23 protein-coding genes and 1 riboswitch are annotated in these 22272 nt (G+C 34.5%); of the genes, 15 read left to right on the top strand and 8 right to left on the bottom strand.

The features are described 5' to 3' along the window. Positions 1–13: 13 nt before the first annotated feature. From QWY86_RS03765 to rplT, 7 genes are all read left to right on the top strand, one after another. Complete coding sequence (locus tag QWY86_RS03765) at positions 14–751, top strand: (Fe-S)-binding protein (RefSeq protein ID WP_290238919.1); 738 nt, start codon at positions 14–16, stop codon at positions 749–751. 120 nt (positions 752–871) lie between these two features. Then, the gene (locus QWY86_RS03760) at positions 872–1786 is read left to right on the top strand and encodes a hypothetical protein (RefSeq protein WP_290238917.1); all 915 of its coding nucleotides are present in this window, start codon (positions 872–874) and stop codon (positions 1784–1786) included. Between the two features lie 152 nt (positions 1787–1938). Continuing rightward, positions 1939–3036 (top strand): acyltransferase family protein, encoded by a 1098-nt coding sequence (locus QWY86_RS03755; protein ID WP_353958891.1) that lies wholly within the window; start codon positions 1939–1941, stop codon positions 3034–3036. A 186-nt stretch (positions 3037–3222) separates the two neighbouring features. Beyond that, a complete protein-coding gene (thrS, locus tag QWY86_RS03750; protein WP_290238915.1) occupies positions 3223–5148 on the top strand; it encodes a threonine--tRNA ligase in 1926 nt (641 codons plus the stop codon). Positions 5149–5171: 23 nt separating this feature from the next. After that, positions 5172–5741, top strand: coding sequence for a translation initiation factor IF-3 (infC, locus tag QWY86_RS03745; RefSeq protein WP_051691975.1), 570 nt, complete (start codon positions 5172–5174; stop codon positions 5739–5741). A 29-nt stretch (positions 5742–5770) separates the two neighbouring features. Then, positions 5771–5971, top strand: a complete 201-nt coding sequence (gene rpmI / locus QWY86_RS03740) for a 50S ribosomal protein L35 (RefSeq protein WP_056872807.1) — start codon at positions 5771–5773, stop codon at positions 5969–5971. A gap of 75 nt (positions 5972–6046) precedes the next feature. Beyond that, positions 6047–6391 carry a 50S ribosomal protein L20 gene (gene rplT, locus QWY86_RS03735; protein WP_025144714.1) on the top strand — a complete coding sequence of 115 codons (345 nt, stop codon included), beginning with the start codon at positions 6047–6049 and terminating at the stop codon, positions 6389–6391. 65 nt (positions 6392–6456) lie between these two features. Here the strand turns inward: rplT and QWY86_RS03730 are convergent, their stop codons facing one another. Together QWY86_RS03730 and QWY86_RS03725 are read right to left on the bottom strand one after the other, a co-directional pair. Beyond that, positions 6457–6789 (bottom strand): YegP family protein, encoded by a 333-nt coding sequence (locus QWY86_RS03730; protein WP_290238900.1) that lies wholly within the window; start codon positions 6787–6789, stop codon positions 6457–6459. 81 nt (positions 6790–6870) lie between these two features. Continuing rightward, positions 6871–8118 (bottom strand): serine hydrolase, encoded by a 1248-nt coding sequence (locus QWY86_RS03725; RefSeq protein ID WP_290238898.1) that lies wholly within the window; start codon positions 8116–8118, stop codon positions 6871–6873. Between the two features lie 84 nt (positions 8119–8202). Then, a riboswitch (cobalamin riboswitch) is annotated at positions 8203–8390 on the top strand. Positions 8391–8488: 98 nt separating this feature from the next. Here QWY86_RS03725 and QWY86_RS03720 point away from each other — a divergent pair. The 6 genes from QWY86_RS03720 (at position 8489) to QWY86_RS03695 (ending at position 14083) form a co-directional block, all read left to right on the top strand. Next, entirely contained in the window at positions 8489–10351 is a 1863-nt protein-coding gene (locus QWY86_RS03720) for a TonB-dependent receptor plug domain-containing protein (RefSeq protein ID WP_290238896.1), read from the top strand. 74 nt (positions 10352–10425) lie between these two features. Continuing rightward, positions 10426–11016 (top strand): DUF6580 family putative transport protein, encoded by a 591-nt coding sequence (locus QWY86_RS03715; RefSeq protein ID WP_290238894.1) that lies wholly within the window; start codon positions 10426–10428, stop codon positions 11014–11016. 109 nt (positions 11017–11125) lie between these two features. Next, positions 11126–12058 carry an ABC transporter substrate-binding protein gene (locus QWY86_RS03710; RefSeq protein ID WP_290238891.1) on the top strand — a complete coding sequence of 311 codons (933 nt, stop codon included), beginning with the start codon at positions 11126–11128 and terminating at the stop codon, positions 12056–12058. A gap of 2 nt (positions 12059–12060) precedes the next feature. Further along, positions 12061–12747, top strand: a complete 687-nt coding sequence (locus QWY86_RS03705) for a Sir2 family NAD-dependent protein deacetylase (RefSeq protein WP_290238890.1) — start codon at positions 12061–12063, stop codon at positions 12745–12747. Then, entirely contained in the window at positions 12737–13459 is a 723-nt protein-coding gene (locus tag QWY86_RS03700; protein WP_290238888.1) for a Dph6-related ATP pyrophosphatase, read from the top strand. Before QWY86_RS03705 ends, QWY86_RS03700 begins: the two co-directional genes overlap by 11 nt. A 126-nt stretch (positions 13460–13585) precedes the next feature. Further along, positions 13586–14083, top strand: coding sequence for a YMGG-like glycine zipper-containing protein (locus tag QWY86_RS03695; RefSeq protein ID WP_290238886.1), 498 nt, complete (start codon positions 13586–13588; stop codon positions 14081–14083). A gap of 971 nt (positions 14084–15054) precedes the next feature. Here the strand turns inward: QWY86_RS03695 and QWY86_RS03690 are convergent. The 3 genes from QWY86_RS03690 to QWY86_RS03680 form a co-directional block, all read right to left on the bottom strand. Then, positions 15055–16338 (bottom strand): OmpA family protein, encoded by a 1284-nt coding sequence (locus QWY86_RS03690; protein ID WP_290238884.1) that lies wholly within the window; start codon positions 16336–16338, stop codon positions 15055–15057. A gap of 170 nt (positions 16339–16508) precedes the next feature. Further along, complete coding sequence (locus tag QWY86_RS03685) at positions 16509–17039, bottom strand: RNA methyltransferase (RefSeq protein WP_290238882.1); 531 nt, start codon at positions 17037–17039, stop codon at positions 16509–16511. Positions 17040–17095: 56 nt separating this feature from the next. Beyond that, on the bottom strand, positions 17096–18247 hold the full coding sequence (locus QWY86_RS03680) for a galactokinase (protein WP_290238880.1): 1152 nt from the start codon (positions 18245–18247) through the stop codon (positions 17096–17098). A gap of 75 nt (positions 18248–18322) precedes the next feature. Here QWY86_RS03680 and QWY86_RS03675 point away from each other — a divergent pair, with 75 nt between their 5' ends. Beyond that, entirely contained in the window at positions 18323–19366 is a 1044-nt protein-coding gene (locus tag QWY86_RS03675) for an aldose epimerase family protein (RefSeq protein ID WP_290238878.1), read from the top strand. 7 nt (positions 19367–19373) lie between these two features. Beyond that, a complete protein-coding gene (locus tag QWY86_RS03670) occupies positions 19374–19769 on the top strand; it encodes a DUF1398 domain-containing protein (RefSeq protein ID WP_290238877.1) in 396 nt (131 codons plus the stop codon). A gap of 134 nt (positions 19770–19903) precedes the next feature. On the opposite strand, the gene QWY86_RS03665 is transcribed toward QWY86_RS03670, so the two are convergent. The 3 genes from QWY86_RS03665 to QWY86_RS03655 are packed head-to-tail and all read right to left on the bottom strand — an operon-like array spanning position 19904 to position 22271. Beyond that, entirely contained in the window at positions 19904–20764 is an 861-nt protein-coding gene (locus QWY86_RS03665; RefSeq protein WP_290238874.1) for a nucleoside phosphorylase, read from the bottom strand. Positions 20765–20800: 36 nt separating this feature from the next. Then, the gene (locus tag QWY86_RS03660; protein WP_290238872.1) at positions 20801–21415 is read right to left on the bottom strand and encodes an IMPACT family protein; all 615 of its coding nucleotides are present in this window, start codon (positions 21413–21415) and stop codon (positions 20801–20803) included. Then, on the bottom strand, positions 21405–22271 hold the full coding sequence (locus QWY86_RS03655; RefSeq protein ID WP_290238870.1) for an EamA family transporter: 867 nt from the start codon (positions 22269–22271) through the stop codon (positions 21405–21407). The genes QWY86_RS03660 and QWY86_RS03655 overlap by 11 nt, the downstream gene beginning before the upstream one ends. Position 22272: the final 1 nt, after the last annotated feature.

Below are 22272 nucleotides of genomic sequence, written 5' to 3'. Positions count from 1 at the left end.
GTAATTATAATAGATGAAAGTAGAATTGTTTGTTCCCTGTTTTGTAGACCAATTATATCCTGAAACCGCATTTAATACTTTAAGATTATTAGAAAAATCAGGCTGCAATGTCGAATACAATTCAAAGCAAACCTGTTGCGGTCAACCTGCATACAACGCTGGTTATTGGGACGAAGCTAAAGAAGTTGGTACTAAATTTTTAAACGATTTTACCGAAAACACTTATGTTGTTGCACCTTCGGCATCTTGCGTGGGTATGGTAAAAGGTGGTTTTAATGATTTATTTACCAATACAATCGTTCATAACAAATGTCGCAGCTTACAATCAAATATTTGGGAACTGTCTGATTTTCTAATCAATGTAGCTAAAAAAGATTATTTCGGTGCAGAATTAGAAGGTAAAGCCGTTTATCACGATTCTTGCAGTGCTTTACGTGAATGTAAAATTAAAGATGAACCTCGTCAGCTTTTATCAAAAGTACATGGTTTGGAGATGCTAGAATTGCCGGATAATGATATGTGCTGTGGATTTGGGGGCACATTTGCCGTAAAATTCGATGCTATTTCCTCTGCAATGGCAGAACAAAAAGTTAATCATGCGCTTGCCCAACAAGCTGACTATATTATTTCTACAGATTTATCTTGCTTGTTACATCTTCAAGGTTACATCGAAAAAAATAATTTACCCATCAAAACCATGCATATTGCTGATGTTTTGTGTAATGGTTGGTTAGAAAGCACTGAATATTAACAATATTATTACCTCTGATTTCTAAGTGTTTAACACTTTTTAACAAGCTTTAAGTTAAATTGAAATAACTTTGTTAAACCTTTCTTTAAGTTTTATATCTAACAAACAAAACATAACAAAATGAAAAGAGCAATCTTCGCTTTATTAGGCGTTTTAACTTTTGCATCAGTAGCAAATGCACAAAAGAAAACTTCTGGAGCAATACAGTTTGAAACTACGATAGACCCGGCTGCGATGATGGCTGCAAGTGGCGTTAAAATTCCTGAACAAATGGCTGCAAGAATGCCATCAACAAGTAAATCAAATTTCGAATTATTATTTAATGCAACCAATGCAAGTTATATGCCGGTTGAAGAAACCGAAGATAGTAATGGTGCTGGAGGTGGCGGCGGTGGAATGGGCCGTATGATGAGAGGTTTTGGAGGTGCAGGTGGCAATAGAGAATATTATTACACTTTTGCCGATAAGAAATTGGTTGAAGTTTTCGATTTAAGTGATACGACTTATGTTATGCCAAGCAGCTTAAAACTAAATACTTCGGGTCCAATCGGTACATTTGGCGGAATGGGAATGGGTAGAAATAATCCAAACGATACAAGTAAACCAAAACCAGTTGTTCCACCAAAAATTGAGGTGGTTAAAACTGATGCAACTAAACAAATTTTAGGTTTAACCTGTAATGAGGTTATCGTGAAATCTACACGTTCAGTTAAAATATTGGATATGGATAAAGATGTTACTGAAGAAACACACATTTGGTATACAAAAGATTTAGGATTTGATTTTTCTCCAAACCCAAATATGTGGACGGAAGGAACTGTTTTGGCTATCGAAGGAAGAGGAAATAGTACGATTGCCAAAAGTATCGAATATAGAAATGTTAGCAGTAAAGATGTTACAGCACCTAAAAAGGCAACCCCAATTACTGATGCAGAATATAAAGTTAAAATGGAAAACATGATGAAACGTTTCAGAGGAAACGGAAATAATAGACCTGGCGGCGCTGGCGGACAAAGAGTAATTATGGTTAACTAAAACAGGACCATAAAAAAAAAAAGTAGAGCCTGCTCAATTTATATTTTGAGCAGGCTTTTTTATTGAAATTTATCATAAATTCAAAGTATATTTTTGGTTACACTTAATCAATACATCTTCAGATTTTCGCCTCAAATACAAAATGATTATTATTGAACAAAATTTTTAGCCATAGCCAAATGCAAAACGATAATTCATTACTAAAAACAAAAAAGCATTTCGAGATTTTAGATGGATTAAGGGGCATTGCCGCCATATCGGTGGTATTATTTCATTTCATAGAGATAATATTTCTTCCAAAAGAAAACCTTATTGCGCACAGTTTTATGGCAGTCGATTTTTTCTTTTGCCTATCAGGCTTTGTTATTGCATATGCTTATGATAGTAGAATAGAACAAATTGGTGTATGGCAGTTTATAAAACTGAGGTTAATCAGATTACATCCACTAGTTGTAATTGGTTCGGTTTTAGGGTTAATGACATTTTTAATAGATCCTTTTAGTGATTTTTATTCTACTTATGGTTTTGGTAAAACGTTTCTGATGTTTTTAGCATCGGCATTTGTTATTCCTTATCCTTTAATGCCTGAGCGTTATTTCAACTTATTCAATTTAAATGCACCAGCTTGGTCGCTATTTTGGGAGTATGTTGCAAATATTTTTTATGTATTCGTTTTGTACAGATTGAGTCGCAATACCTTACAGATTTTTACTTTTATCGCTGCTGCGTTAATTTGTTTCATTGCTTTTAAATCAACCAATTTAATGGGCGGTTGGAGTGGCCCAACATTTTGGGATGGTGGCGTACGCGTTTTTTATTCGTTTTTAGTTGGGATGTTGGTTTATCGTTCTAAGTGGGCAATCAAGAATAATTTAGGCTTTCTTGGTTTATCAGCATTACTACTTTTGGCTTTTATTGTTCCTTTTGATGATAAATATAACTGGCTAACAGAGCCATTAATTGTATTAATTTATTTCCCTGTTTTGGTTGCGCTTGGTGCCGGAGCAACCGTGAAGCCTAGATTACAAAAGCTTTGTAAGCTTTCCGGAGAGATTTCTTATCCATTATACATGACGCACTATCCATTTATTTGGGTCTTTCTAACATATTTTATGACAGCAAAACCAGAAATGTCGGTACTCAAAGTTACCGTACCAATTTATCTTATTGTATTGATATTGTTTTCATGCTTGATCATGAGATTTGTTGATGTTCCGCTTCGTAAATATCTACAAAATAAGTGGATGTAAAACAAAGTTTGACAAGATTAAATTTCAGCCTGATTTCGTGTCATTAAAATGGTCAAACTTGCATTTCTGATGAAAAAACAGCATCTTTGCAGCAAATAAAATCACGTAGTAAGTGATTTAGAAATAACATTATTTTTAAACCGTTCCAATATTTCTGATTGATGAGGAACAAAATCATAGTTGTAGATGATTAATATTACATTACCTGACGGCTCCGTTCGTCAGTACGAAAAGGGCACATCTGCCCATCAAATTGCATTATCAATTTCCGAAGGATTAGCAAGAAACGTTTTAGCTGCCGAAGTTAACGGCGAAGTTTGGGATTCAACTCGTCCAATTGAAGCAGATTCTTCTGTTAAATTGTTAACCTGGAATGATGCTGAGGGCAAAACTACTTTCTGGCACTCATCAGCGCATTTAATGGCCGAGGCTTTAGAAGCGCTTTATCCGGGTACAAAATTCGGTATTGGTCCGGCAATTGAAACTGGTTTTTATTACGATGTAGATTTCGGCGATAAAGAATTTTCTTCGGATGATTTTAAAGCCATCGAAACCAAAATGATTGAATTAGCTAAGCAGAAAGAAACTTTTACTCGTGAAAGTGTTAGCAAAGCTGATGCAATAAAATATTTTACAGAAAAAGGCGATGAGTACAAACTTGATTTAATTGATGGTTTGGAAGATGGGAAAATTACTTTTTATACTCAAGGTCAATTTACCGATTTATGTCGCGGTCCGCACATTCCAAATACTGGTTTTGTAAAAGCAGTAAAACTGATGAATGTGGCAGGCGCATATTGGAGGGGTGATGAAACTAAAAAACAGTTAACTCGTATTTACGGTGTAACTTTTCCAAAAGCAAGCGAGCTTACTGAATATCTGGCAATGATTGAAGAAGCTAAAAAACGTGATCACCGTAAGCTTGGAAAAGAATTAGAGTTATTTGCTTTTTCTGAAAAAGTTGGAATGGGTTTGCCTTTATGGTTGCCTAAAGGAACAGCTTTACGTGAACGTTTGGTAAATTTCCTAACTAAAGCACAAGCAAAAGCAGGTTACGAGCAAGTGGTTACCCCGCATATTGGTCATAAGAATTTGTATGTAACTTCTGGTCACTGGGAAAAATATGGTAAGGATTCATTTCAACCGATAAAAACGCCGCAAGAAGGAGAGGAGTTCTTCTTAAAACCGATGAACTGCCCGCACCATTGCGAAATTTATAAAACAAAACCACGTTCTTACAAAGATTTGCCGGTTCGTTTCGCAGAGTTTGGAACTGTTTATCGTTACGAACAAAGTGGCGAATTGCATGGTTTAACACGTGTGCGTGGTTTTACTCAAGATGATGCGCACTTGTTCTGTATGCCAGAGCAGGTTAAAGATGAGTTTAAAAAAGTTATAGATTTAGTGCTTTATGTATTTAAATCTTTAGGTTTCGAAAACTATACTGCTCAAATTTCGTTAAGAGATCCAGATAATAAAGCTAAATATATCGGTTCGGATGAAAACTGGAAGCTTTCTGAAAATGCAATTATCGAGGCTGCTGCTGAGAAAGGTTTAAATACAGTTGTAGAATATGGCGAGGCGGCTTTTTATGGCCCGAAGCTGGATTTTATGGTCAAAGATGCCTTGGGTAGAAAATGGCAATTGGGTACAATCCAGGTTGATTATAATTTACCAGAACGTTTTGAATTGGAATATACTGGTAGCGATAATCAAAAACACAGACCTGTGATGATTCACCGTGCACCATTTGGTTCATTGGAACGTTTTATTGCTGTTTTGATAGAACATTGTGCCGGAAACTTCCCTTTGTGGTTAAGTCCGGAGCAATTTATTATTCTTCCTATTTCAGAAAAATATGAAGAATATGCAAAAAAAGTTTTAGATGAATTAAATAATTCCGATATTCGCGGGCTGATTGACTTTCGGGATGAGAAAATCGGTCGCAAAATCCGCGATGCGGAGGTTAAAAAAATCCCTTACATGCTCATCATTGGTGAGAAAGAAATGGCTGAAGGTAAAGTTTCAATCAGAAAACATGGAGAGGGAGATTTAGGAGAAATGACGTTGGAAGAGTTCAGCGGCTTATTATTAAAAGAAATAACAGTTTAAATAAAAATTAACATTATACAATATTGGCATTAGGAAGACCAGGATTTAACAGGGGACCACGTCCACCTTTTAAGAAAAAAGAAGCAGAACATAACATCAATCAGTATATAAAATCGCCCGAAGTGCGTTTAGCTGGCGATAATGTTGAACCGGGGATTTATCCTTTGGCTAAAGCTTTGGCACTTGCTGATGAACTGGAATTAGATTTGGTAGAAATTTCTCCAAATGCAGTTCCTCCGGTTTGTAGAATTATTGATTATAGCAAGTTTGTTTACGAGCAGAAGAAGAAACAGAAAGAGATTAAAGCAAACGCTAAGCAAACGGTTATTAAGGAAATTCGTTTTGGTCCAAATACAAACGACCACGATTTTCAATTTAAATTAAAACACGCAGTAAGCTTTTTAGAGAACGGAGAGAAAGTTAGAGCTTATGTGCATTTTAAAGGTAGAGCAATCGTTTACAAAGAGCAGGGAGAAATTTTATTATTAAAATTTGCCCAGGCTTTGGAAGATGTAGGAAAAGTAGAGTTATTACCTAAATTAGAAGGTAAACGTATGTTCCTAACGGTTGCGCCTAAAGTAGCAAAAAAATAAAAATAGGTTTATAAATTAAAAAACAGGTTATGCCAAAAATGAAAACCAATTCCAGTGCTAAAAAGCGTTTTTCGCTTACTGGAACAGGTAAAATCAAAAGAAACAACGCATACAAAAGTCACATCTTAACAAAGATGAGCACTAAACGTAAACGTGCACTAGGAAACGCTAGCATGGTAACAGCAGCAGATACTGGTAACGTTAAACGTATGCTTTGTATCGGAAAGTAATTTATTAATTCACCAGGTATCAGGCATTAAAGTTTCCAATAAACGGAACGCCGCTTACCAAAAAACAACAACAACATGCCACGTTCGGTAAACGCAGTAGCTTCGAGAAGAAGAAGAAAAAAAATCCTTAACCTTGCAAAAGGTTACTGGGGAGCAAGAAGTAAGGTTTATACTGTTGCCAAAAACACAGTAGAAAAAGGTTTGCAATATGCATACCGTGACCGTAAAGTTAAGAAAAGAGAATTCCGCGGATTATGGATCCAACGTATTAATGCAGGTGCTCGTCAGCACGGTATTTCTTACTCTCAATTAATCGGTAAACTTGCTTCAAAAGAAATCGGTTTAAACCGTAAAGTATTGGCTGATTTAGCAATGAATCACCCAGAAGCTTTCAAAGCTGTAATCGATGCAGTAAAATAGAAATTTTCGCTTAGGCGATAATCATATTTGAAAAAAGTCCTGATGCAAATCAGGACTTTTTTTGTTTAAAGTGTTTGGTCATCAATTGAGGCATCGGGTGCGTTGCTTTTTACCGAAGCTATGCCATTATCTCTCGAAGCTTCGCTTTCATACATTTGGCTGGAGCCAATAATTTGGCCATTTGTTGCCTTTAAGTTAAAGTAAGCCTTGCCATTTGTCGATGTTTTCTTTTCGAATTTTGAATCATCCTGTGAATTTTTTCTTACAGATTCGATTCCGTTTTCACAGCTTAATTTTGCTACATAACCTTCGCTGCTTAAAATAGTTTGCCCGTTGCTGGCATTTAGATTAAACTGAAATTCACCGTTTTTTCTTGTACTGATTACAAATTTTCCCATTTCTAATTTTTAATTAATTTTTATAATTATTTATAAGGGACGATTTGAATTAAAGTTATAAAATCAGTTTCAAATACAAAACTATTTATAAACCATCCTGAATTTTTCCAAATTTGGCTTGTTATTCTTCTTTCTTTTTAATTCTTCCTCATAAATGATTCTACCTAAATGCTTCATAAAAGGAAAGCAAAGGGTTTCATATTCATATTTATTGTCGTTATAAATTCCATCTTCATTACTTTGGACAACAGCCGTTAATAAAAACTCTATTCCGTTTTTGTAATCAACGAGGTAGGCATTATCTATAATGAAGCCATAACTATCACCATATTTATTGAATATTCTAATGTTTGAATTTAAATCAGCATTTTGTTCGCGACCATAATAAAGCATCTTTGCATAAGTTGGCCAAAATTCCTTTGCCTCATACTTAGGGAAATCACTTTCTGTAGGAAACTTACTCATGTAAGTATAAATCAATTTGTAATCTTCAGCAGTTAAGTTATAACGCTCCTTTACCGGAAAAGCTTCCGGGAACATTAGTTTTTTCATCAACATCTGTTGGTCTTCAATGGCAAAGGCATTTTTGTTTGCTAAGCTAAAGGGCTTGTTTACCAATTTATCGGCACTATCCAAATAACCTTTTCCCATTACGGTATTGGTTAATTTTAAATCGTATTCTTTGGCATCATACTGAGCATCCTGAGTGTAAACTAATTTAGTTCCATTGAAAAATTTGATTGGATTGGTATGCTTAGCGCTTTCTCCGGCATCGCCAATGGCCAAGCGATTTAAGATTCTACTATTTAGTAAACCATTTTTCTTTAGTTTCTCATTAATTTCGGCCCGACCAATAAATTCGAATAAACGATTAAATGCATCGTTATCGCTGGTTAATAAAATCTTTTTGATGTAGTGTTCGATACTTGGAAGACCATTTTTAGCTGTAGTATCATTTACAACTTTTGTTTGATCTTTAAATGCGCTATCTGTGATCATTGAACTTTTCGCAGATAAACCAGTACTTTTTAATCGATTTACTTTCTCCAATGCAAAAATTACAGCAGCTAACTTTACTGTGCTTGCGGGATAAAAGTAATGGTGGGCATCAAGATTGTAACTAAAACTTTTGAAACTTGGCTTATTATTTACATCTCGATTAATTTGAGTATATAAAATCTGTACTTGATTTTTATCCGGATGATTTAAAACACTACTGAAAAGCTCCGGCTTGGTACTCATTAATTTCTCAAGAAAAACCGTATCTATTTTTTGACCCATGCTTGATGTATAAATTAACAAAAGGAGTGATGTAAAGATTGCTTTCATAGTTTGAATTTGAATAATAAAGTTAACTTTTTGTATAGTAAATGCCATTTTCCATCATCCATTTTACAAGTTACATTATTTTACTACTTTTGCAGCGCTTTTGGTTCCCGATCTTACAATCGGGATTAAAAGGGAATGCAGTGTAATTCTGCAACTGTCCCGCAGCTGTAAGCTCTGTAACGTTTTTTCATTCTAATAACCACTGATTATAATTCGGGAAGGTTGAAGAAACTGGAGTAAGTCAGAAGACCTGCCTTAAGCGAATAATTTCATAGCTTTCGGGGATTGAAGCTAGGATTGAGGTACTAAACGTTTTCGTATTTTCATTTCCTTTCCTAATCTGTTGGCTGTGGGCAAAACTCACAATCAAATGAACAAAAAAAGAATTTTAATTGCGGCAGGCCTGGGGTTTGCTCAGTTAACAGTTAGTCAATCGGCTAATGCACAAGACAGTTTGCAACTTAAAGATGTTGTAATTACTGCGACTAAGAACGACCAAAAGCAGTCGCAAACTGGTAAAGTTGTTACCATCATTTCAAAAGAAACTTTAGAGCAAAGTCATGGTAAATCCTTACCAGAATTAATTAGCGAGCAAGCCGGAATTATTGTAGCGGGTTCAAGTAGTAACCCAGGTTTAAATAAATCGGTATTTTTCCGTGGAGCCGGAAGTTCATATGCAGTTGTTTTAATTGATGGAATTGTACAAAATGACCCATCAGGAAATGGTGGTGCTTTCGACTTACGTTTAATATCTATCGACCAAATTGACCATATTGAGATATTAAGAGGCGGTCAATCTACTATTTATGGATCTGATGCTGTTGCGGGTGTAATTAACATCATTACTAAAAAAGGCGGGCCAAAAGGTAATACCATTTATGGTGTTGCAACTGCCGGAACTTACGAAACTTACAAAGGTACGATAGGTTTAAATGGCGGTGTAGAAGGATTCAATTACAACATTAACTATACTCAACACAAAACAAATGGTATTTCTGAAGCTGCAAATCCAGTCGGAAATAATACTGAATTTGATAAAGATGGTTTTAGAACGGGAGCTGTAAATGCAAATTTTGGAATTCAGTTAGATAAAAACTTTACAGTGAATCCATTTGTAAGATATTATTATGGCAATTATAGCTTTGATGGTGGTGCTTTCGTTGATGCCGGTAATTATTCAATTTTAAAAAACGTTGCAGTCGGAACAAATGCTAAGTATGAATTTGGAACTGGTAAAGTAACCTTGAATTATAGTTACGAAAGTACATCTAATGATGCACACAGCAGCTTCCCAAGCTTTTCTCAAGGAAAAATCAATATTGTTGATTTGTTTTACAATCAAAAACTTGGCGACAAGGTTGATTTATTGGTTGGCTTGGATAACAGAAACATGAAGCTAAAATCTGGTACAGCTAGTCCGAATGCAAATATTTTTGCAGCTTACACTTCTGTGTTATTGCATGATTTAAGTATTTTCAATTTAGAAGTTGGTGGTCGTTATAACAAACACGAACAGTATGGCGAAAACTATACTTATTCGGTAACGCCAGCCATCAACATCATTAAGGAAATTAAATTATTTGGTACGGTTTCAACTGCATTTAAAATCCCTACTTTAAATATGTTGTTCGGGCAGTTTGGTGCCAATTTAGATTTGAAACCGGAGAAATCTCAAAACTACGAAGCTGGTGTTAATTTCAGTTTTGCTGATGATAAATTTAGCCTAAGAGTTGCGGGTTACAAACGTGATTTAACCGATGCAATTATTTATGCTTTCCCGGCAGGATATGTAAATCAGGTTAGTCAAAAAACAAAAGGCTTTGAAGTAGAGCCGGCTGTGAAATTTGGTAAGTTTAATTTTAACGGTTATTATGGCTACGTTGAAGGAAATGAATTCAACTTTGTTGATAATGCAATTGCCGATTATTTATTCCGCAGACCAAAACATACCTTTGGCTTAAATGCAGGTGTTCAGGCTACTAATAATTTATATGTTAGTGCAAATTATCGTTACTTCGGTAACCGTACGGATGGTAATTTTGCTACATATACTGTTGATACTTTGCCAGCATACAAATTATTAAATGCTTATGCAGAATATACATTGGCAAACAAACGTGTTAAGATTTTCTTTGATGCTAAAAACATCTTAAACGAAAAATATAATGAAATCATAGGTTATAATGCTATGGGTTTCAATTTTAATACAGGTGTTAGTTTTAATATCCGATAAGAAAAATTAACTTTGCAATCAGGTGTCTAGCTATACAAACTTGATACCTGATACTAAATACTTTATACTACGACATGGCTCACTTAAAATTTAATCCACGTACGGCAATTTTACTATTAATGATTTTGGTAATTACCGGATTTCGTTTACTGGTAACCTTTAATTCTGATGAACTAAAATTTGCTAATTTCTCATCAATTGGTGCGGTTGCATTATTTGGCGGTGCTTACTTTAAGGACCATCTGAAAGCATTTGCCTTTCCTTTATTAAGTTTGTTTTTAAGCGATTTTGTATTATCAACCACCATTTTCAGTAAATACAGCAGTGGATTTTTATATGAAGGCTGGTATGTGGTTTATTTTGCCTTTGCATTGATGGTTTTAGTAGGCAGAGTGTTATTAAAGAATGTGAATGTAGTTAATTTACTAACTTCAACATTTGTAATTGTTTTAATCCACTGGATTGTAACTGATTTCCCGATTTGGTTTAGAAACCCAGCTTACACACAAGATTTAGCAGGTTTTTGGCTTTGCTTAGAAAAGGCAATTCCATTTGAAATTAGATTTTTAGAAGGAACAATTATTTATGGTGCGATTTTATTCGGAGCATTTGAAATTCTAAAAGCGAAATATCCGGTGTTAAAGTTACAACCACAAAAAATATAATCATTCTTTAAACGAATACATAAATCCTCTTTTGAATCCTATCAAAAGAGGATTTTTTTTATCTTTATCATACTTACATATCCATTTTAACGAATATATTTTTCATTCTATGAAAGTTGTTTCTTTTCTCCCCGCTGCAACCAAAATGATTTACGATATGGGCTTGCAGGAGTATCTACATGGCGTTACTTTCGAATGCCCAAAGGAAGCTGCTGAAATGCCAAAAATTGTACGTTGCATTTTAGAGGGCAAAAATTATTCGAGTATAGAAATCGATAGAATTTTCTCTGCCTCAAAAGCGCAAGGCAAAAGCTTATACTGGGTTGATGATGAACTTTTAGAAAGCATTTCACTAGATATTGTATTTACGCAAGATATATGTGAGGTTTGTAATATCGATACGGTTTGTACCGAAACGGCTGTTATGAAGTTAAGCAAGCAGCCTAAACTTGTACCACTTTCGCCAAATAACCTGCAAGATGTTTTTGAATGCGCAATAACAATTGCCAAAGCGATGGATAAAGAGGAAGTTGCCTTAAAATACTTAGCTGGCTTGCAACAGAAAACGGACACCATTTTAGATAAAATAAGAGCCAATAGAGCACCACTAAAACGGGTAATGATAATGGAATGGATTCAACCCATTTACAATTGCGGACATTGGATTCCTTTTCAAGTTGCCGCAGCAGGCGGTGTAGATATGTTATCAAATCCTGCCGGTGATTCTCTTGTTACCCAATGGGATAAAATCATAAAATATAACCCGGAAGTTTTAGTTGTTGCACCTTGTGGTTTTGATGTAAAGCGCAGCGCTGAAGAAATGACTTTACTAACTTCAAAACCAGGCTGGAATAATCTTGAAGCCGTAAAAAACAACCAGGTGTATATCGCCGATTTTGATATGTTTACGCAACCAAGTATCGGAACTTTAGTTGAGGGTATTGAGGCTTTATCTTGCATGTTTCATCCAGAGATTTTTACCGCTGATGATAGAATTGCTCAGAAATTTATTAACTATTCAGAAATAAAAGTTTTTAGCTAATTATGAAATTAGTTGTTCTAACAGGTGCAGGAATTAGTGCAGAAAGCGGATTGAGAACTTTTCGAGATTCGGATGGTTTATGGGAAGGTTATAACGTTTACGATGTTGCTACACCCGAAGCCTGGGAAAGAAACCCAAATTTGGTTCAGGATTTTTATAATCAAAGACGAAGACAGGTTTTAGCTGCTAAACCAAATTTAGCGCATACCATTTTAGCCGAATTGGAAAATGATTTCGATGTTGAAATTATCACACAGAATATTGATGATTTACATGAAAGGGCAGGTTCAACTAAAGTCACACATCTTCACGGTGTGATAACAAAAGCTCAATCAGATAAAAATGCTTCGCTTACTTATCCTATAAATGGAACTGAAATTAAAATGGGCGAACTTTGTGAACTTGGTACTCAACTTAGGCCGCATGTAGTATGGTTTGGTGAAGCAGTTCCAATGATAGAAGTTGCTGCTGAGATATGTGCACAAGCTGATGTTTTCCTGCTTATCGGAACTTCTTTAGCTGTTTACCCCACTGCTGGTTTAATTGACTTTGTACCTAGAGATGCACCAAAATATATTATCGATCCGAAAACACCTGATGTAAAGCGTTATGGTAATGTTATAAACATTGAGCAAACTGCTATAAACGGAATGCAGTACATAAAGAATATTTTATTGAATGCAGAATAAGACACAATGCATATTTAATTGGAGTGGAGGAAAGGACAGTACACTAGCATTACATTATGCATTACAAGATAATTCGCTAGAAATTAAATATTTAGTTACAACAATAACCGAAAAGTATAATCGGGTTTCAATGCATGGCGTCCGTGAATCTTTATTGATAAAACAAGCCGAAAGCATCGGTATTCCGCTTTACCAAATCCGTTTGCCCGAAATGCCCGACATGAAAACCTATGATGATGTTATGAAAACTCACATGAGTAAATTCAAGGCAGAGGGGATTACACATTCGATATTCGGAGATATCTTTTTGGAAGATTTAAAGAAATACAGGGAAGAAAAATTATCTGAAATAGGGATGAAAGCCATATTTCCTTTATGGAGTATAAACTCTTCAATTATAATAGATGATTTTTTAACCTTAGAATACAAAACCATAATAGTTTGTGCTCAACAGAATTTAAAATATATCTGTGGAAAAGTTTTAGATAATGAATTAATTAATAGCCTTCCGTCAGAAATAGATTCATGCGGCGAAAATGGAGAGTTTCATACTTTTGCCTTTGATGGGCCACTGTTTAAAAATAAAATCAGTTTTACGATTGGCGAATTAGTCTTTAGAACATACAGCAAACCACTCAGTACAGGTCAAGATAGTAGTTTATCTACCAGTGAATCAGATATTTTAGGTTTCTGGTATGTAGATTTAGAATAAAAAAATCAAAATATTAAAACTTTTTGGCATCATTTTTTCTTTACTATCTATAATTAACTAAAAAACACATCCAAATGAGACCTTCGGCTTTAGGTGGCCAACGGTTTATTTTTAAAGATTTATGTTATGAAAAAGATATTAGTAGTAATCGCATTAAGTAGTTCAGTATTATTTGCTTGTAACAATAAAGCAAAAGAAGAAGCTGCATTAAAACAGGCAGAAGCTGAAAAAGCAATGGCTGTAAAAGCTGTTAAAGATAGTTTAAGATTGGATAGCTTCAAAAGAGCTGAAACAGCAAAAGTCGAAGCTGAAAAAGAAGCCAAACATCAGGCAGAACTAGCAGCCGCAAGAAAAGCAGGTCAACGTTCTACCGCCGGCCGTTCATATTCTAGTAGCAGTTCAAGTTCTTACGGCGGTACACAGCCAACAGCTAAAAAACAAGGATGGAGTGATGCTGCAAAAGGTTCGGTTATTGGCGGTGCAGCCGGAGCAGTTGGTGGTGCATTAATCGACAAGAAAAAAGGTAGAGGTGCAATTATCGGTGGTTTAGTTGGTGCCGGTGGTGGATATTTAATCGGTAGAGGTGAAGATAGAAAATCAGGTCGTGTGCAACCTAAAAACTAATATTTACACTTCTTAAGAGTTTTAAATATATGAAATGGCAATCAGTTTATCTGGTTGCCATTTTTTGTGTGTATTAAACTTCAATTCAAGTTTAAAACTATCTTCATTATTAACTTTTGCCAGAATGTTTAAGCAAAAAAACATTCATTATTTACAATTCGGAAATGAAAGATTGTTATTTCATTGCGGTCTTCAATACCGCCATACAGTTTAGTCCGCTGTGCTTCGTATTCTTTAATATTGGGTTTAAAGTACAAAGGCAGGTTAAAACTATGTCATTCTCAACTCAATTCTTAATCTCATTAAATGTAAAGCGATAGTTTTAAAGATTGCTTCGTGCTTCACAATCACGTTATTCATAATGCAGTTCGTCATTCTGAACTTGATTCAGAAACTTTAAGCATAATAAATACAGTCATTATCTACGAATTTGAAAATGAAAGATTCTTTATCATGGCGGTCTGTAGTCCCGCCAAACACTTTACTCCGCTGCGCTTCGTGTTCGTTAATGTCGGGTTTAAACACAAAGGCTTGTGCAATAAAAACCCTTCAAAAAGGTTATGCCAGAAGTTAAATAGCCCCGACATAGCGAAAATCCTTTTGGCAAAACTTACGAAGTGTACTTAAAAAACATGAACAGGCTTTGTAAGTTTTATTGCCAAAAGATTGCAGCATTGGCGGGACTGCTTTAACCTAATTTTCACTGTATTTGCGCTTCGAATATTTATAAAGCACTCTAATTTTAAACTCTTTCGCCATTTAGTAGCAAGATAAACTATCTAAACCAGTCGCAAATTCAAACCTTGAGTAGTAGTTAGGAGTAGCTTCGTACCTCACAAAGACGTGATGTATATGAGAAGGTCCGTCATTCTGAACTCGTTTAAATTTCCTTTATATCTAGACCATAATTCACAACAAAGCCCCGATGAATTAAATCCATCGGGGCTTAATATGCTATTTAAAGCTATCGATTAAAACAATGTAAATTCTACACGACGGTTTTCTTGACGACCGGCTGCAGTTTTATTCGTAGAAATTGGTTGGTCTGGACCATAACCTGTAGCCTCAATTCTCGATGCATTAGCACCTTGCGAAACTAAGTAAGCTTTAACAGATTCTGCTCTTTCTTTAGATAAACGTAAGTTTAATTCTCTACCACCAGTATTATCAGTATGTCCAGCTAATTTTAGGCTAAAGTTTTTCTCTACTAACAAATTAGCAACTCTATTTAATGTAGTGTAAGATTTAGAACGAATTGTCGATTTACCTAAATCGAATTCCAAGTTAGAAATTGCATCTCTAACAACTTTGCGGTCTTCTTCTGTAACAACAACTTTTGTTTCTTTAATTACTTCGCGTTGAACTTTAATCGGGCAACCAGAACCATCTACAACTGTACCTGAAACAGTTCCAGGGCATTTATCGAATTTGTTAGCTACACCATCATTGTCATCATCTGCTAAATCTTTTGCATACTGCGCTCTATCTCTTGCTGCATTTTCTTCAGCTGTAGATAATGCCCTTCTTAACTCGTTACTTTCCTCTGCAGTTTGTTTACGTAAATCTGCAATGGCGCTGTAATTTTGTAATTGCGACTTATCTTTGCTACCTAAAGCAAATTCTAAACCAACGTGTGAGTAAGAATATCTGTTTTCTAAGTAAGCACTTTTAACAGTAGGAGATGATTTTATAAAGTTAATATCATAACCTAAATCGATATTTATGCCTTTGGAAACGCCAAATTTGAAACCAACACCTGTTGGAATATACCAACCTTCTCTATCTTGGAAAACTTGAGTAGCACCAACCTGCGAATCTGATGACATATAACCAGCACCAGCTTTAATATAAGGAATTAAAACTGCGTTCTCAGTATTTAAGCTGAAATTTGCAATGTTTAATACAGCTGTTAATGAACCTGCCCAGTTAATACTATTTTTTTGTTCAATTGTGCTCGATGCATTTAGTGTTTTAATTTCACCACGTAAAAAATCAGCTTGTAAACCTAAAGCTGGTAAGATTTGTTTTTTAACAAAAGCACCGTAACCAACACTTTTAAATTCTCTCGCTTTAACACTTCCGCCACCTAAAATAGTATTCTGACTGAATATACCAGCTTGAGCACCTACGCTCCATGTTCTTAAATTTTGTTTGCCAAATCTGCCTGATGTAGTTGGCGTTTCTTGTGCAAATAGTTGCGATGATAGGCCTAATAAGGCAACCAACATTGTTGATTTTGTAATTCTCGTATTCATATTTATTTTCTTATAATAGTGGATAAACAGCTTTTTTCTAATTCTGTTTGGTCACCAATAGGAAAAAATCTTATCAAAATCTACTTTTACAGTACAATTCACAATGAATCAGTAGTTTATACACAAAATAAATATTCACAAAAAAGTTACTTTCTAATAAATTTTTAATTTTACAACCTTAACTTTGCAAAAAAATCCCAAAAAACTATACCGGCAGAAATGGTTATGTTGAATGAATGTTTTGTACCAAACTGAGGAATCTCGATACATTCATCAATTTTTTTCATTACTTCATCACTTACACCATCAACTTCATTTCCAAATATTAATGCATACTTTTTGTTTTTATCAGGCGTGAATGTATTAAGCATTGTGCTGTTTTCAGCTTGTTCAATTGCAACAATTTCATAACCTTGGACTCTTAATTCATCAACAGCAGTAGTTGTTTCTGTATAATGAATCCAATCTACAGATTGTGTTGCTCCGAGTGCGGTTTTCTCAATTTCACGATGTGGAGGTTGAGCTGTGATGCCACAAAGTACAACCTTTTCTAAAGCAAAACCATCGGCAGTACGAAAGATAGAACCTACATTATGCATACTTCTAACATTATCCAAAACTGCTACAACTGGTAGTTTTTCTTGTATTTTAAACGACTCAACATCCGTTCTGTTAAGTTCATCAAGTTTCAATTTTTTCATTTTAATAAAATAGATGTACACAGACTTTTAACCATGAATAACAGTAATTTAAAAAGTTACAACTTGGTAGGGCCGTTACCAATTTTGCTTACATAAATCTCTGCTGGGTAACCTATGTGTTCTACGTAATAATCTGTTAAGTGTTTAGCAAAATCTTCTTCAAAGCCTTTCTCTAAAAGTGCGATTGCGCAACCACCAAATCCGGCACCAGTCATTCTTGCACCAATTACATGCTCATAATCAGCACAAAAATCAACAACTGTATCTAATTCCTTTCCGCTAACCTCATATAAAGTTCGTAGTGATTGATGAGAAGCGTACATTAATCTTCCAAACTCATCTAATGCTCCAGCATTTAGGGCCTTTGCAGCTAAATGTACTCTATCATTTTCTTTTACAACGTGTGTGGCCCTGTTTAGGATAGTTTCATCGGTAATTAAGTGATTATGCAGTGCAAATTTCTCTGCGTTCAACTCACACAAATTGTTAAGTTTTATTTCAGAATTTAGCAGTTGCAGAGCAGTCTGGCATTCTTCAACTCGCTCATTGTATTTAGAATCTGCAAGTTCTCTGGGCTTTTTTGTGTTGATGATGGCCAAAACATATTTTCCTAAATCAACATCAACCATCTTATATTTTAATGTTTCGCAATCTAAAACTATGGCTTTATCTTTTTCGCCATAGGCAACCGCAAACTGATCCATTATACCTGAGTTTAATCCGATAAAATCATTTTCAACTCTTTTGGCAATCTTTACTAAATCGAGATTATCATATTCTAAGTTGAAATAATCGTTAAGCGCAAAAGCTGTAGCAATTTCAATTGATGCCGAAGAAGATAAACCCGATCCAATCGGAATATTACCGAAATAAAGAAAATCTAATCCAGTAATTTCTTTGCCATCCTTAATGAATTCATTTATTACTCCAATTGGGTAATTAGCCCATAAACTTCCATTCTTTTGATGTAGCACATTGCTTTCTACTTCAATCTGCTCGCTGAAGTTTAAGCTCCTAAATCTAAATTTGCCATCGCTATTTGGTGAAATTGCCAGCCATGTACCTAATGTAATTGCACAGGGCATTACGAGGCCACCATTGTAATCAATATGTTCACCAATTAAATTTACACGGCCAGGTGTAAAATATACTGCATCAGCATTTTTTTGATATTGTTCTGCAAATTTTTCTTCGAGTTGGGATTTCATCAGTTTAAAATATTTATAAAAAGCGAGTATTAATAGTATGTTTGTTAAGTAAACAAAAGCCCTAAGTTACAATTTATGAGCATTAAGCAAATACCCACAGGAAATATAATTAATGGCGAAGAAGTTATCGCGATTGAATTAACCAACAGTAATGGCACATATGTTAAAATATATAATTATGGAGCCATTATTAATAATTTTATAGTTAAAAATGGTAAAGGCGATATGCAAGATATCGTTTTAGGTTTCGATGATTTTAATCAGTATTTTGATGAAGAATACCTTGAAAATAACCCACATATTGGTGCAGTGATTGGCAGATATGCAAACAGAATAAAAGGCGCATCATTCAAAATTGATGGAGAAACGTATCATCTAGCCAAAAATAATCAGAATGATAGCTTACATGGTGGAATAGATGGTTTTGATAAAAAGGTTTGGGATATTATAGATTTTAATGAAGATACCCAATCTGTTACACTACAATACGAAAGCATTGATGGCGAGGAGGGTTTCCCTGGAAATTTAATTGTTGATTTAACTTTTGAATTAACAGAAAATGATGAACTTATTTTAAGCTACGAAGCAGAAACCGATAAGGCTACTGCATTAAATTTAACCCATCATGGTTATTTTAATTTAGCTCCACAAGGTGGAAAAATTGATAAACATAAGCAACAAATTTTTGCAACCAATTATCTTGAACAGGATTCTAACTATTGTGTTACAGGAAAATCAATTCCTGTTAAAAATACTGCTTTAGACTTTACTCAATTAAAAGAAATTGGCAGAGATTGGAATCCAGATGAAGGTTACGATCAAACTTATGTTTTAGATAAAAATTATGGTGATTTATCATTAGCAAGCAAAACAACTGAGGATGAAAGTGGTTTAGTGCTCAGTATTTACACTACAGAACCTGTGGCCCATTTCTATACGTCGAAATATCTAAAGGTTAAAAATGCCAAAGGAGGGAAGGATTATAATGGTTTTGAAGCTTTTTGCATGGAAACACAACACCATCCAAATGCGATAAATATTGAAGAATTTCCATCAACAATTTTGTATCCGGATGATTTATATACGCAGACAACCATTTATAAAGTATCAAAAAAATAAATAACTTATGTTTACGATAGAAGAAATAAAATCTGCAGAATCTAAAATAAAAACTGGAGCAGATTTCCCTCAATTTATTAAAGAAATTAAAGATTTAGGTGTCGTTAGAAATGATGTCTATGTCTCTAACGGATTATCTGTTTACTTTGATAATGAAAACCACACTGAACAAGCAAGTCCAGAAGAATATCCCGAATTAATAATAAATGATGAATCATCTGCTGGTAAATTAGAGCATGCTTTGAAAATTCATCAAAAAGGAGAAACTGATTATTTTGCGTTTTGCAAGCAAGCAGCTGATGCAGGAGTAGAAAAATGGGTTATAGATATTCCGAAGATGACTTGCACTTACCTTGATACAGAACAAAAGGAATTGGTAAAAGAAAATATTCCAAGAGTATAATTACTCAAACTATCGTCATTCCCGTAAAAACGGGAATCTTAATGCAATTGCAAAATATAATCAAGCTAAAGTATTAAGATGCCCAGTCAAGCTGAGCATGACGAAAATTTATTTTAAATTTCCAAAATGATTTTTTATATCCTTTCCAATACGGTTTCAATTGCCTTGGCAACTATTTTTTCTGGATTGTTGCTAAATTCATATTTAACTCTACTAGCTAAGATTGCATTAACAGAAAGTGCGTTATGCCCTAAAACTTTGGCTAAAGCATAAATTCCAGCTGTTTCCATTTCCAAGTTTGTAATCCTTTCCTGATTGCTTTTAAAGCTATTAATTAAACCAACAAAATCTGGTACAGCATTTTTTGCCCGTACTTTTCTACCTTGAGGTGCATAAAAACCTGGTGCTGTAACGGTTATTCCTTTAACCATATCTTTCCCAATTGTATTTATTAGAGCACTGCTTGCTGCTGTTAAGTAGGGTTTGATGTTCTTTAAATGCCCGAAATGAATATTTATGTCATTCAAAATATTTTGCTCATCGCCATTTAAGTTATGCACGTAATAATTCATAAGTGCATCCATGCCCAAACCATAAGAAGAAGCTAAAATTGTTCCCATTGGGATATCTGGTTGTACAGCACCTGAAGTACCAACTCTAATAATATCTAATGATTTTAATTCGTTCTTAACTTCTCTAGTTTCGAAATCAATGTTCACCAAGGCATCAAGTTCATTAAAAACGATATCAATATTATCTGTTCCAATTCCTGTTGAAAGCACTGTAACTCTTTTTTTGCCTACAAAACCTGTGTGCGTAATAAATTCACGTTTACCTTTTTTGAGTTCTATACTATCAAAATATTTGCTCACTTCCCCAACACGGTCAGGGTCGCCAACTGTGATTACAGTATCTGCTACATCCTCTGGTAATATATTTAGGTGATATATCGTACCATCAGGATTTATTATTAGGTCGCTTTCTGGAATTTTCATAGGATTTGGTTAGAATTTAAAATTAGATAATATGCTTTACAAGGTTTCTAAATATTTTAATTTGATGCTTTCAATTTTATCAAACTTTCCTAAAACCTGATTTAATTGTGCCTTTCTGATTTCAAATTTAATTACGCAATCAATATCAAAGTTCTGATTGATTACCTCTAAGTGTTCATCCTTAATAAGTTTCATAACGTCGTTCATTTGCAGGTAATCGAAATGAACTTCGTAAACATCATTTATGGTTTTAGTTAATTTTTCAGCATTTTGCAGTGCCTCTATGGTAGCAGATTTATAGGCGTTGATTAATCCTGGAACGCCAAGTAAAGTACCGCCAAAATACCTAACTACAACAACTAAAACATAGGTTAAATCTTCTGATAATAAACAATTTAAAATTGGCCGACCTGCGGTTACGGATGGTTCTCCATCGTCATTAATTCTGAAAACTGAACGGTCTGTTGTTAATCTGTAAGCGTAACAAAAATGCCTGGCTTTGGCATGCTCATTCCTCAATGCAATCAGTATTGGTTTAACTTCTTCATCAGAACGTATTGGATAAGCGTAAGCAATAAATTTGCTGCCCTTATCTCTAAAAATGCCTTCAGATGTTTTGTTTATAGTTTGGTATGAATCGTCAAAAAGCATTTAGTTGGGATAATGTGATTAAGATAACCGCACAAATTGCAAAAGCAATTCCGATGTAATTTATTCGCGTTAATTTCTCTTTAAAAACGAGTACGCCAATTAAACTACCCACTACAATAACACCTAAATTCATAGCCGCAAATACAGTTGATGGATTTTGTGAAAGTGCTTTATGGGCTTTCATATAGAATAAAATATTTCCAAAGTTAAATAAGCCCAATATAAAGCCACAACCAAGGTTTACCAGCTGTATTTTTGTTTTTTTTGCCAAAATCATGCTCGTAACAATTAGTAATGAAACTATGAATGCAAGGCAGAAAACAATAAATAACGAAGTTGTATATGGAAATTCTTTATGTAAAGCGATTTGTTTGAAAAGAACATCAATTACGCCAAAGCCAATAAATACAGAAATGGGATAAAGCCAGCGATTTGAACTTTTCCCCACATCACTTTTGCGAAGAAATGTTAAAACTATTGCAGCGAAACCAACAGCCAAACCTACAAACTTCAATTGGTTAAAATTTTCTTTAAAAATAAAATAAGCTGCAACAATGGGAATAAATAAGGATAGCCGTTGTGCGATATCTGTTTTTACAATTCCTAAATTTTTAACCGATGCCGCCAGTACGAGAAATATCGATGGTAACAAAATTGCCAGAGCAATATAAATGGACCATGGTGCGGATGCGTTAATTAAGCTTACATCGGGTTTAAAAAACAAAAAACACAGAAGCAATGCAATTAGATAATTAACTGTAACTGCTTGAATAATACTTATATTATATCTTTTTGCAAGTTTTAAAAGTACTGCTACTGTAACGCTACAAAAAACACTTAAAATTATGAATACCATT

This window comes from Pedobacter aquatilis (assembly GCF_030409415.1).
GTDB lineage: Bacteria > Bacteroidota > Bacteroidia > Sphingobacteriales > Sphingobacteriaceae > Pedobacter > Pedobacter aquatilis.
This window is presented reverse-complemented; position numbering and strand designations above follow the sequence as displayed.